The 11,660-nt window shown below is 58.7% G+C and carries 11 protein-coding genes; 7 read left to right on the forward strand and 4 right to left on the reverse strand.

Going from position 1 to position 11,660, the window contains the following annotated elements:
* Nucleotides 1-5 precede the first annotated feature (5 nt).
* Together hslU and hslV are read right to left on the reverse strand one after the other, a co-directional pair.
* The gene (gene hslU, locus AADA04_RS06905; protein ID WP_340692517.1) at nt 6-1,310 is read right to left on the reverse strand and encodes an ATP-dependent protease ATPase subunit HslU; all 1,305 of its coding nucleotides are present in this window, start codon (nt 1,308-1,310) and stop codon (nt 6-8) included.
* 43 nt (nt 1,311-1,353) lie between these two features.
* Nucleotides 1,354-1,911: an ATP-dependent protease subunit HslV gene (gene hslV, locus AADA04_RS06910; RefSeq protein WP_340692518.1), complete on the reverse strand. Its 558-nt coding sequence runs from the start codon at nt 1,909-1,911 to the stop codon at nt 1,354-1,356.
* Nucleotides 1,912-2,043: 132 nt separating this feature from the next.
* Between hslV and pstC the strand changes: the two genes are divergently transcribed.
* From pstC to phoB, 5 genes are read left to right on the forward strand one after another with little or no spacing between them, the layout of a single operon-like run.
* A complete protein-coding gene (gene pstC, locus AADA04_RS06915) occupies nt 2,044-3,459 on the forward strand; it encodes a phosphate ABC transporter permease subunit PstC (protein ID WP_340692519.1) in 1,416 nt (471 codons plus the stop codon).
* Nucleotides 3,452-5,032, forward strand: a complete 1,581-nt coding sequence (gene pstA, locus AADA04_RS06920) for a phosphate ABC transporter permease PstA (protein WP_340692520.1) — start codon at nt 3,452-3,454, stop codon at nt 5,030-5,032. The genes pstC and pstA overlap by 8 nt, the downstream gene beginning before the upstream one ends.
* A 50-nt stretch (nt 5,033-5,082) precedes the next feature.
* Entirely contained in the window at nt 5,083-5,862 is a 780-nt protein-coding gene (gene pstB / locus AADA04_RS06925) for a phosphate ABC transporter ATP-binding protein PstB (RefSeq protein ID WP_340692527.1), read from the forward strand.
* Between the two features lie 10 nt (nt 5,863-5,872).
* Nucleotides 5,873-6,565 (forward strand): phosphate signaling complex protein PhoU, encoded by a 693-nt coding sequence (gene phoU, locus AADA04_RS06930; protein WP_340692521.1) that lies wholly within the window; start codon nt 5,873-5,875, stop codon nt 6,563-6,565.
* A gap of 23 nt (nt 6,566-6,588) precedes the next feature.
* Nucleotides 6,589-7,275, forward strand: coding sequence for a phosphate regulon transcriptional regulator PhoB (phoB, locus tag AADA04_RS06935; RefSeq protein WP_340692522.1), 687 nt, complete (start codon nt 6,589-6,591; stop codon nt 7,273-7,275).
* On the opposite strand, the gene AADA04_RS06940 is transcribed toward phoB, so the two are convergent.
* A complete protein-coding gene (locus tag AADA04_RS06940; RefSeq protein WP_340692523.1) occupies nt 7,272-7,976 on the reverse strand; it encodes a dienelactone hydrolase family protein in 705 nt (234 codons plus the stop codon). The two genes, phoB and AADA04_RS06940, sit on opposite strands and share 4 nt — an antisense overlap.
* 140 nt (nt 7,977-8,116) lie before the next feature.
* On the opposite strand from AADA04_RS06940, the gene AADA04_RS06945 reads away from it, so the two are divergent.
* Nucleotides 8,117-8,989, forward strand: coding sequence for a phasin family protein (locus tag AADA04_RS06945; protein WP_340692524.1), 873 nt, complete (start codon nt 8,117-8,119; stop codon nt 8,987-8,989).
* A gap of 47 nt (nt 8,990-9,036) precedes the next feature.
* Here AADA04_RS06945 and AADA04_RS06950 read toward each other — a convergent pair whose 3' ends face one another.
* Nucleotides 9,037-9,669 carry a TetR/AcrR family transcriptional regulator gene (locus AADA04_RS06950; RefSeq protein ID WP_340692525.1) on the reverse strand — a complete coding sequence of 211 codons (633 nt, stop codon included), beginning with the start codon at nt 9,667-9,669 and terminating at the stop codon, nt 9,037-9,039.
* Between the two features lie 158 nt (nt 9,670-9,827).
* On the opposite strand from AADA04_RS06950, the gene AADA04_RS06955 reads away from it, so the two are divergent.
* Nucleotides 9,828-11,516, forward strand: coding sequence for an alpha/beta fold hydrolase (locus AADA04_RS06955; protein WP_340692526.1), 1,689 nt, complete (start codon nt 9,828-9,830; stop codon nt 11,514-11,516).
* Nucleotides 11,517-11,660: the final 144 nt, after the last annotated feature.

Below are 11,660 nucleotides of genomic sequence, written 5' to 3' on the forward strand. Positions count from 1 at the left end.
AAAGCCTAGAGTATGAACTTTGACAGGTCGGCATTGCTAGCAAGGCTGGCGACGCGTTCATTCACATAGTCCGCCGTTATCGTGATCGTTTCACCCGACTTGTCCGGCGCATCGAAACTGATTTCATCAAGCAGGCGTTCAAGCACCGTCTGCAATCTGCGCGCACCGATGTTTTCGACAGAATTGTTCACGGCTTCAGCGAGGTCGGCCAAGCGGTCGATCGCGGCGTCCTCGAACTCCAGGGTGACATTCTCTGCCGCCATCAGCGCCTGGTATTGCTTTATCAGGCTGGCTTCCGGTTCAATCAGGATGCGGCGCAGGTCATCACGCGACAGCGGCTCCAGTTCGACCCGGATGGGCAGGCGCCCCTGAAGCTCAGGCAGGAGATCGGATGGCTTGGACAGGTGAAAGGCGCCGGATGCGATAAACAGTATATGGTCCGTCTTCACGGCGCCGCGTTTCGTCGACACGGTCGTGCCCTCGATCAGCGGCAACAGATCGCGCTGAACCCCTTCGCGGCTGACATCGGCACCGCCCTGTCCCTTGCGGACAGCGACCTTGTCGATCTCGTCGAGGAACACGATGCCGTCTTCTTCCACCGAATGGACCGCCTCGCGAATGATCGCATCCTCATCGAGCAGGCGATCAGCTTCTTCCTCGAGCAGCGGGCGATAGGCCTCTTGGACTGTCGTGCGGACGCGTTTGCTGCGCCCTCCCATGGCCTTGCCCAGAATGTCAGACAGGTTGATCATCCCCATCGATCCGCCCTGGCCTGGAATATCGAGCATCTGCATCGCGTTTCCGGTATCCGTAAAATCGATGTCCACTGGTTTGTCATCCAGTTCTCCGGACCGCAATTTTCGGCGGAAAGCCTCACGGGTCGATGCTTGGGCGTCTTCACCGACCAGTGCGTCTAGCAGGCGTTCTTCAGCCGCATCTTTGGCCTGCTGGGACACGCCTGCGCGCTTCTTTTCGCGGACCATGCCGATCGCGGCCTCGACCAAGTCCCGGATAATCTGTTCGACGTCGCGGCCGACATAACCGACTTCCGTGAACTTGGTCGCCTCGACCTTCAGGAAGGGCGCATTGGCAAGCTTGGCGAGCCGACGCGATACTTCGGTCTTACCCACGCCGGTCGGCCCGATCATCAGGATGTTCTTGGGCGTGATTTCGCCGCGCAGGGCCTCAGGCGCCTGTTTGCGACGCCACCGGTTGCGCAGGGCGATCGCAACGGCGCGCTTGGCACCGTTCTGCCCGACAATGTGACGATCAAGCTCGGCGACGATTTCACGGGGTGTCAGGTTTTGCATGCGTGTCTTTCAGGAGGAAATGGGGTGCCGGCGACAGGACAGGTTAAATGTCGAGCGTCTCGAGCGTGAAATTCGCGTTCGTGTAGACGCAGATGTCCGCTGCAATCTGCATGGCCTTGCGTCCGATGATTTCGGCATCGTCTTCGTATTCGTAAAGCCCACGCGCCGCGGCAAGCGCAAAGTTGCCGCCCGACCCAACGGCGACGACATTGTGTTCGGGCTCAAGCACATCCCCGGCGCCGGTGATTACGAGCGTGACGTCCTTGTCGGCCACGATCAGAAGAGCTTCAAGTTTTTGTAGGTATTTTTCGGTTCGCCAGTCCTTTGCGAGTTCGACGGCGGCCCGCTGAAGCTGCCCCGGATGGCGCTCGAGTTTCGCTTCCAGCCGCTCGAACAGCGTGAACGCGTCGGCGGTCGCACCGGCGAATCCGGCGATGATATCGCCCCCCGCGATGCGTCGCACCTTGCGCGCGTTACCCTTCATGATCGTTTGCCCCATCGAGACCTGGCCATCGCTCAGAATCGCCAGTTTGCCCGATTTCCGGACGGCAAGGATCGTGGTGCCATGCCAGATCGCATCAGATTTTGTGTCGTGTTTCATGCCCGCAGATGTGGCCGATAAGGCACGCCAGTGCAAGACATCTGCGATCATCTGTCATGTGTTGGCCGAGTGTCACAGAACTGTCGCGGATCAGCAGTAAGGGGGGCATCAACAACGGGGATTTCGGACTGGATGGTTCAACAGCTCGGCCTTTTGCCCATGGGTTGGTTGATGCTCGCATTGCTCGCGATGCTTGCGTCAGGCGGCTTTTTCGTGGGCCGTGTCCAGGCGGAGCGATTCTCCGGAGCGGGGGCAGCACGGACCCACTCGAGACCCAACTATCATGGCTATTACGTCGCGATGTGGACCTTCGTCCCGGCGCTGATCGTGGCGCTCGGATACGGCCTCCTGGGCGATGGAATCGTCCGGTCAATGCTTGCAAGCGAACTTCCAGCCAATTTCACGGACATGCCCCGCGTCGAACTTGACGTGTACCTGAACTCGGTCGCGCGCGCGGCGTACCATCACGGATATACCGGTGCCGACCGCGTGTTCTCAGCGATCATGAACCGGTTCCTGGAGCTTCAGGGGTTGGTCAAGGTCGCAACCATCGGGCTAGCCCTGGTCTGCGCCGCCGGTGGCTTTCTGCTCGCGCGCCGCCGGGTGGCGCCGGAATTCCGGGCGCGCAACCGCGTGGAAGGTGGCATTGAGATTTTCCTGTTCCTGTGTGCTGCCATCGCGATTGCGACGACAATCGGAATAGTCGCGTCGCTCCTCTATGAAAGCCTTCGCTTCTTCGCCGAAGTACCATTCTGGGATTTCCTGTTCGGAACGCGCTGGAACGCGCAAACGAGCGCCGAGTTTGGTGCTCTGCCGCTGTTCTTCGGAACATTCATGATTGCGTTGATCGCCATGCTGATCGCGGCACCGGTCGGTCTGTTTGCGGCAATTTACCTGTCAGAATATGCGGGACCGAAAGTACGTGGCTGGGTCAAACCGATCCTTGAAATCCTCGCAGGCATTCCGACCGTGGTCTATGGGTTCTTCGCTTTGCTCGTGGTCGCTCCGGCGATCCGCTCAGTCGCCATATGGATCAACACGACGCTGATTTCGGCAGGGCTGGCGAGCGAGCCACTTCTGGCCGCCCAACCGACAAGCGCGCTCGCGGCAGGCCTTGTAATGGGCATCATGGTGATCCCGTTCGTGTCATCCCTTTCCGATGATGTGATCAACGCTGTGCCGCAAACATTGCGTGATGCGGCCTATGCAATGGGCGCGACGAAATCCGAGACGGTCAAGCATGTCGTTTTGCCGGCGGCGCTTCCGGGGATTATCGCATCACTTCTCCTGGCGGTGTCGCGCGCCATTGGTGAAACCATGATCGTGGTCATGGCCGCTGGCCAGCGCGCCCGCATCTCAGCTGACCCGACTGCCGATTTGACCACGATCACGGTCCAGATCGTTGCCCTGCTTACCGGCGAGACGGAATTCGACAGCCCGAAAACCCTGTCCGCTTTCGCCCTCGGCCTGGTCCTTTTCGTGATCACGCTGTTCTTCAACCTGATCGCCCTCCGGGTCGTCCAGAAGTATCGTGAAAAATATGACTGACGTCGCTCCAGACCCCTTCAGGAACGAGAAAGCGCTGCGTCGGCTGAAGAAGCGACGTGCAGCAGACGCGCGGTTCAGGCTGTATGGCCTGTCTGCAATCGCCTTCGCATTGCTGGCACTGTCGGTTCTGGTTGCGTCAATTGGCTTTCAGGCCATCTCGGCTGCGACCTATCACAAGTTGCGCTTCGACATCGTTCTTGATCCGGCAGTGATTGCCCCGAAGGGTAACGACACGCCAGCCGAAATTTCGCGCAATGTGGATGGATTTTATACCCTTATCCGTTCAAATCTCGAGGCGACTTTCCCCGAAGCTGACGAAGACCGGATGGCAAGTCGCCAGCTTGGTGAGCTCGTCACGCGATTGGCTGTTTTGCCAACGGCAAAATGGGTCGCCGAGAATCCGACGCAGATCGGTCAGACAGCGACGATCAAAGTGCCGCTGAACGATGATCTCGACCTCTATCTCAAAGGCGCTGTTTCGAAAGAATTCCGTCTCCGTCTGGGCGACATCAGTGCGGTCGCAGAAACAGCGCCTCGGCAAGTGCTACTGACAGGTGCAGGCGCATTCAAGGCGCTCGAATCCCTGATCGCTGTACAGCGTCAGGAAGTGGGAGACGCGGTTGATGCGCGCTCGACCCTGGTTTCATCCGGCACGGCAATGGGGCGTGTCACCAGTCTGAGTACAGACACCCTCGAGATGACGCTTTTGACCGGTTCGGCGTCAGACTTCCGCACAGGTCGCCCGATGGCGCGGATGATTGCCCTGCCTGAATCGCAACGAAATGTATCGGACCTGCAGATTGCCTGGACGCTGGCGCTCAAGGATATGGGACGCATTTCGCGTGTTCCCCACACGAGCCTTCTTACCCATACAGACAGTACGTATCCCGAGTTGGCCGGCGCGCTGGCGGCGATCGTGGGATCGCTGCTCACCATGATGGTTACGGCGTTTATCGCCATTCCCATCGGCATATTTGCCTCGGTTTATCTTGAAGAATTTGCGCCTCGCAACCGTCTGACCGAGATTATCGAAGTCAACATCAACAACCTGGCTGCCGTGCCGTCGATTGTGTTCGGACTGCTTGGCGCTGCGGTGTTTCTGGGCTTTTTCGGCTTGCCGCGTTCGGCGCCTCTGGTGGGCGGTCTCGTGCTGGCGCTGTTGACTCTGCCCACGATCATTATTGCGTCGCGCGCCGCGCTGAAATCGGTGCCGCCTTCGATTCGCGCTGCAGCGCTCGGTGTGGGCGCTTCGAAAATGCAGTCGGTCTTTCACCATGTCCTGCCCGTGGCCGGACCCGGCATCTTCACCGGCGCAATCCTCGGCATGGCCAGGGCGCTGGGCGAGACGGCGCCATTGCTGTTGATCGGCATGGTGGCGTTCGTCGCCGATGTGCCGACTGGACCGACAGATGAATCCACGGCGCTCCCGGTGCTTGTCTACAGCTGGTCGACAAATGCCGAGCGTGCATGGGAACCGATGACGGCAGCTGTCATCGTCATCCTACTCCTGTTCCTGGTAACGATGAACGGTATTGTCGTCTTGCTGCGGCGGCGGTTTGAGCGGAGATGGTAATGGAAACCACAATGACAGAAAGCCGCGAAATGTCGGCGGCGGGGATCAAGATGGACGAGACGCAAGGCCTTACCTTTCCGAGGATCGACTGCAGAAACATTGATGTTTTCTATGGTGACAAGCAGGCGATCTTCGACATTTCGCTGCCCGTTCCCGACCGTTCCGTCACGGCATTGATCGGGCCTTCCGGGTGCGGCAAGTCTACGTTCCTGCGGTGCCTGAACCGGATGAACGATACGATCGAGTCCTGCAAGGTGACCGGCGAGATCATCATGGACGGGGAAAACATCAACGACCCGGGCATGGATCCCGTGTTGCTTCGGTCGCGCGTCGGCATGGTATTCCAGAAGCCGAATCCGTTTCCCAAATCGATCTATGACAATATCGCCTACGGTCCGCGCATCCATGGACTGGCGGCCTCGCGTGAAGATCTCGACGCGATGGTGGAAAAAAGCCTGCGACGGGCCGGACTTTGGGACGAAGTCAAGGATCGATTGACTTCGCCTGCGAACAGTCTCTCCGGCGGACAGCAGCAGCGTTTGTGTATTGCCCGCGCCATCGCCGTCAGGCCGGAAGTGATCCTCATGGACGAGCCGTGCTCTGCGCTCGACCCTGTCGCGACCGCGCGCATCGAAGAACTTATCGACGAGCTGCGCAAGCGCTACTGTATCGTCATCGTGACCCACTCGATGCAACAGGCTGCGCGTGTGTCGCAACGTACCGCATTCTTCCATCTGGGCGAACTCGTCGAAATGGGTGAAACCGACCAGATATTCACCAATCCCCGGGAACGTCGCACCGAGGATTACATCACCGGTCGTTTCGGATAGGATTCTGAGCATGTCTGATCATATTGTTTCTGCTTTCACCGACGAACTCGACAAGCTTGCGGCGGATATCCTCCGCATGGGCGGCATCGTCGAGACGATGATCCTCGATGCCTGCGCGGCCGTGAACAAGAACGACGTCGACGTCGCGCGCGATGTGGTGGCGCGCGACGAGCAGGTCGACAAGATCGAAGCCGATGTGGAACGCCAGATCGTCAGCCTGATTGCCCGGCGCCAACCGATGGCACATGATCTTCGTGCGGTGTTTTCCGCATTGAAAGTGGTCGGTGAACTCGAACGGATTGGCGACCTGTCAAAGAACATCGCCAAGCGCACGCAGCGGCTGGACGAGAATGTCGGCGCCTCGATGCGCAAGGGCATTTATCGCATGGCCAGTCCGGTTTCGCGGCAACTCAATATGGTCCTGGATGCTTACGCCACGGGCAACGCGTCCGAGGCAAAGGCCGTTTGGGAGGGTGATGAAGACATCGACCAGCACTATAACTCGCTGTTTCGGGAAATGCTCACCTATATGATCGAAGATCCCCGGACCATCGGGGCAGGGGCCCATATGTTGTTCATGGCCAAGAACCTGGAACGCATAGGCGATCACTGCACGAACATTGCCGAGTTCGTCTATTTCCAGGCGACAGGGGAATACCTCTTGTCAACCGACAGACCGAAAACCCCCCATTTGGACGGCTGACGGCCGTTTGCGAGGAATATAGAATGAAACCTTTCGTGCTCATCGCAGAAGACGAGAGCGCCGTCTCTGAACTGTTGCTCTACAACCTGCAAAAGGAAGACTACGAAGTCGCCATTGCGGCCGATGGCGAAGAGGCGTTGATGATGATCGATGAACGCGCGCCAGACCTCATCCTTCTCGACTGGATGCTTCCCAAGGTCAGCGGCATCGAAATTTGCCGTCGCATTCGTAGTGGTGGCGCAAATCCGAACATGCCTATCATCATGCTCACTGCGCGCGGTGAAGAGAGCGACCGAATTCGCGGTCTTGATACGGGGGCCGATGATTACGTCACCAAACCCTTCTCGACCACTGAGCTGATGGCGCGCGTACGGGCCGTTCTGCGGCGCATTCGTCCCGGTCTCAAGGAAGACAAGGTTTCCGTCGGTGACATTGTGATTGATCGCGTCGCGCATCGCGTCATGCGCAATGAAGGCGAAATTCACCTCGGCCCGACCGAATTCCGGCTGCTCGACTATTTCATGCAGCATCCCGGCCGCGTGTTCTCGCGTGAGCAATTGCTGGATACGGTCTGGGGATCAGACGTGTATGTCGAAGCCCGCACGGTCGACGTTCATGTCGGTCGCCTGCGCAAGGCGCTCCGGCAGGACGGCGGCGAGGATCCCATCCGCACCGTCCGCTCTGCAGGCTACGCCCTTCGGGGTGACTAGAATATTTCGTTCAGGAAATTGGTGAGCGACGCGAAACTGCGCCGGTCGGCATCGGCATTGTAGACCGTGCCCATATTGGCGTCATTTGCGCCGAGCGTTGTGAATGCGTGCATGGATTGTCCATGCGCATGCAGCTGCCAGTCGGCACCGGCGCCGTCCATTTCCTTCGCAATCGCCAGCACGTCCTGAGGCGTGGCCATCGGATCCTGCCAGCCGTGCTCAATGAGGACTTTCGCCTTGATTTTGGGGGAGGGGAGGTTATCGGCTGGCGCGAACAAGCCATGGAACGAGCAGACACCCAAAACGTCATGGCCAGCGCGCGCCATATCGAGAACGCTCAGCCCGCCAAAGCAATAGCCTATGGCGGCCGCCTTGCTGCCATCCAGGCCATCTTGTGTCTTCGCGGCAGCGAGGCCACCTGCAAGACGTTTCTGAAGCTCCGCCCGGTCGCCGACGAGCGGGTTCATCAGGGCCTGGCATTCCTCGACGCTCGTGCCGCGCTTGCCCTTGCCATACACATCCATGGCAAAAGCCGCATAGCCGAGCTTGTCAGCAACCAGTTGGGCCTTTTGGCGCTCATTGTCGCCAAGACCGCCCCAGGCATGCGCGATCACGACAAGCGGTACGTTCGATTTCCCGGCGGGACGGACAAAGAAGCCCTCATACGGTTTGCCATCGACCTGATAATCAACTGCGCTCATCGGTTTCATCCTCTTGTGGTTGCTGTGGCCAGATACACGACATTCATTGCAGGGTTTCAACCCCGGCAGCGATTAGTATGCGCTTTCTAGACTTCTTCCCTATTTCTGGCCCCATCGGATAACCACGAAGGAGCCACACAATGGCAAAGTCGAAATCGAAAGCTAAAACAAAGACCCGCGCGAAGGCCGAAAAAGTCGGCAAGGCGATGGAAGCGCATTCCGCTGACATGGCGCACAAGATCTGGCTCGCAGGCGTTGGCGCCTACGGCAAGGCGTATGATAGCGCGCTGGCGGGTGCGAACGTCCTGAATACGCAATCGGCTGATGTCTTCGAAGACCTCGTCAAGCGTGGCGCTGAAATCGAGGGCGATGTTCGCTCGCGCCTCGGCGGCGATGAGCGTGTTCTCAAGGCCAGCCAGAAAATGGCCCAGGCGGCTGCCGGCGCCCGTGAATTCCAGGTTCAGGCCCGTGACCAGTTCGAGGCTCGTATGGAGCGCATGCGCGACCTGCTCGGCGTCAAGGGACTCGGCACCAAGGGTGAGAAGATCCACAAGAAGCTCGAAAAGCTTGAGGACGAAGTGTCCGAGATCGCCGCAAAGGCAAAAGCCTTCAAAGGTGACGTGAACCTCAAGGCCCGTCTCTCGCGCCTCACCGCCGAAATCGAGTCCGTTGCCGGCGAGACAGGCGCAGAAGTCGCCAAAACCGCCAAGAAGGCTGCCAAGAAGACGTCAGCCGCCGTCAAGCACGCTGTCGCCCCCGAAGCCGACACGAAAGCCAAAACAAAAGCCAAAACAAAAGCCAAGCCCAAGGCTGCTGTCGCGGATGACCTCTCGCAGATCACAGGCGTCGGTCCGGCGCTCGTGAAGAAGCTCACGGCCGAAGGCATCACGACCTATGCCCAGATTGCCGCTCTCAAGAAGGCTGATATCGACGCCCTCGACGAGAAGATCGGCGCACGCGGCCGGATCACCCGGAACGCCTGGGTGAAGCAGGCAAAAGCCCTGATGAAATAGGGCCGACGAGACGGATGGGCGGCTTCAGAACGAAGCTGCCCATCTTCTCATGCAAGCGTGCCCTCATAATGGTCAATCATGCGGGAGAGCGCGTCGAAACCGGCTTCTCCCATATAGGGCACGATCAGGCACATCACCTGGAACACGGTTTTGTGGATCAGGCTCGGGCCGTCATGCACTTCGTTCCCGATGGAGTCATTGGCCAGCCAGAACGTGATCGACATCATGATCTGGTCCGTCAGAGCCGGCTTGAGGCGCGGATCGAGTTGCAGCACATCGCTCTCGGCAAGATCATGCAGCACGCGCGTGATCGTCCGGCGCTTTTCGGCAACGAGTGCGCGGAACCGGACGGCAAGATCGGGATAGCGGTCTAGCAGCACGCCAAGGTCGCGATAGAAGAAGCGGAAATCGTAGATCTCTTCGAGAATGATATAGAGGTAGACCCAATTGTCCTCGATCGACGTCACGCCGCCCTTGGAGCCCCGCAGGATGACACGCATTTCATCCTCGAAGGCGCCGAACAAGGTCCGGATGATCGCGTCCTTGCCTTTGAAATGGTAGTAAAGATTACCCGGACTGATTTCGAGTGCATTTGAAATATCGACAGCCGTCTGTGGGGCTTCGCCTTCCTGATTGAAGAGAAGCAAGCTGGTTTGAAGGATGCGATCGCGTGTTTTCATGGCTCTACTTGCATTTTGGCACGCAAATATCACTATGGAACGAATTTTGTTTCAAATATTACAAGTCTCTCTTTCCGGAATTGAAAGAGAAAATAACTAAGTCGGCGGCGCAGGCACGGGTGTCAGCGGAAGACCGACGCATAAAGGGATGAGCGAAAATGCCGACACCACAGGAAGAGATTGCCAGGAATGCTGCCGAAAGCACGACGGCGCTGAACCCGCTCATGGGAGGCATAAACCGGCAGGAATTGCTGGGCGCCGTCGCCATGATGCTGCGGTCCACCATGACGAACCCGGTCACCACCGCCAAGACCGCCGGCAAGATCACGGCTGAGAACGCCAAGATCCTGCTCGGCAAGTCCGACCGCAAGTCGAACCGCAAGGACCGCCGCTTCCAGGACCCGGCCTGGGAACACAATCCCTTCTACAAGCGCGGCATGCAGGCCTATCTCGCCACGCAGGAACACCTCAATGAATGGGTTGGCGAACTCAAGATGAACGAGCTTGAGCACGCCCGCGCCAAATTCGTGATGGGCATGATCACCGATGCCATGGCACCCACGAACACGCTGCTCGGAAACCCTGCGGCGACAAAGCGCGTCGTCGATTCCGGCGGCATGTCGCTCCTGAAAGGGCTGCAGAACCTCTATACCGACCTCACGAAAAACGGCGGCATGCCGTCCCAGGTCGACAAGCGTCCGTTCAAGGTCGGTGAAAACCTCGCCACGTCCAAAGGGTCGGTCGTCTGGAAGAATGATCTTCTGGAACTGATCCAGTACACGCCGACGAGTGAAAAGGTGCACAAGATACCGATCCTGATCATCCCGCCCCAGATCAACAAATACTACGCCAACGACCTCACGCCCCATACATCGATCGTGCAATTCCTGCTGTCTCAGGACCTGCAGCCATTCATCATCTCCTGGCGAAATCCGACCAAGGAACATGCGGCTTGGGGACTCACCGATTATGTCGACAGCCTGATCCAGGCCAGCGAAGTCATCCGCAAGATCACCAAGTCGTCCAAGATCAATGTGGGCGGCGCCTGCTCGGGCGGCATCACCACGGCGACGTTCGCGAGCCTTCTCGCCGCTGCCGATGACAAGCGTATCAATGCCCTGACATTCATGGTCTGCGTCCTCGATCCGAAACGCGACGACAGCGACCTCGGACAGATCGTCTCCGATGGCAGCCTCGAGATCGCCCGCAAATATTCGAAACGGAAGGGAATCCTGAAGGGCGATGATCTCGCGCGCATGTTCGCCTGGATGCGCCCGAACGACCTGATCTGGAACTATGTCGTCAACAACTACCTGATGGGCGAAGACCCGCCACCATATGACGTTCTCTTCTGGAACAATGACACGACGAACCTGCCGGCCCAGCTGCATTCGGACTTTCTCGATTTCGGCATGACGCAACCTTTCGCCAATCCTGGCAAGGTCGACATCGCCGGACACAAGGCAGATCTCACCAAAGTCACGTGCGATTCGTTTGTCGTTGCCGGCCTCACAGATCACATCACGCCGTGGAAGGCCTGCTATCGCACGCCATCACTGCTCGGATCGAAGCATATAGAGTTTGTCCTGTCCTCCAGCGGCCACCTGCAATCGCTGATCAATCCGCCGGGAAACCCGAAAGCCAAGTATTTCGCCAGTTCCGAGATCAAGCCGACCGCTGACGAATGGGCTGCGACGGCTGAAGAGCATGCCGGATCCTGGTGGCCGCGCTGGGGTGCCTGGCTGAAGGAGCGTTCCGGCGCACTGAAGGTGTCACCCAAGTCTTGTGGCGGCGAGGCATTCCCTCCACTTTATGCAGCACCGGGCAAATACGTCTTTGACGAATAACGCGCCCGTCGTGCCGAACAGACCAAGGAACCAGCTCATGGCCGCAACTGAACCGCGCCCGAGAATCACGATGCAGGATATTGACGGCGTCATGCTGCGCACGGCCTTCTGGGCTGCCCGGCAGGATGAGGGCAAGCGCCCGCT

Origin of the sequence: Hyphomonas sp. (assembly GCF_037969335.1) — a bacterium.
In the GTDB taxonomy this organism is placed as follows: domain Bacteria; phylum Pseudomonadota; class Alphaproteobacteria; order Caulobacterales; family Hyphomonadaceae; genus Hyphomonas.

Excerpts from the sequence above, each read along its gene's own strand:
- pstA (WP_340692520.1), top strand. The coding sequence starts at position 3,452 with ATGACTGACGTCGCTCCAGACCCCTTCAGGAACGAGAAAGCGCTGCGT.
- phoU (WP_340692521.1), top strand. The coding sequence starts at position 5,873 with ATGTCTGATCATATTGTTTCTGCTTTCACCGACGAACTCGACAAGCTT.
- hslU (WP_340692517.1), bottom strand. The coding sequence starts at position 1,310 with ATGCAAAACCTGACACCCCGTGAAATCGTCGCCGAGCTTGATCGTCAC.
- pstB (WP_340692527.1), top strand. The coding sequence starts at position 5,083 with ATGGACGAGACGCAAGGCCTTACCTTTCCGAGGATCGACTGCAGAAAC.
- AADA04_RS06945 (WP_340692524.1), top strand. The coding sequence starts at position 8,117 with ATGGCAAAGTCGAAATCGAAAGCTAAAACAAAGACCCGCGCGAAGGCC.
- AADA04_RS06955 (WP_340692526.1), top strand. The coding sequence starts at position 9,828 with ATGCCGACACCACAGGAAGAGATTGCCAGGAATGCTGCCGAAAGCACG.
- phoB (WP_340692522.1), top strand. The coding sequence starts at position 6,589 with ATGAAACCTTTCGTGCTCATCGCAGAAGACGAGAGCGCCGTCTCTGAA.
- AADA04_RS06950 (WP_340692525.1), bottom strand. The coding sequence starts at position 9,669 with ATGAAAACACGCGATCGCATCCTTCAAACCAGCTTGCTTCTCTTCAAT.
- AADA04_RS06940 (WP_340692523.1), bottom strand. The coding sequence starts at position 7,976 with ATGAGCGCAGTTGATTATCAGGTCGATGGCAAACCGTATGAGGGCTTC.
- hslV (WP_340692518.1), bottom strand. The coding sequence starts at position 1,911 with ATGAAACACGACACAAAATCTGATGCGATCTGGCATGGCACCACGATC.
- pstC (WP_340692519.1), top strand. The coding sequence starts at position 2,044 with ATGGTTCAACAGCTCGGCCTTTTGCCCATGGGTTGGTTGATGCTCGCA.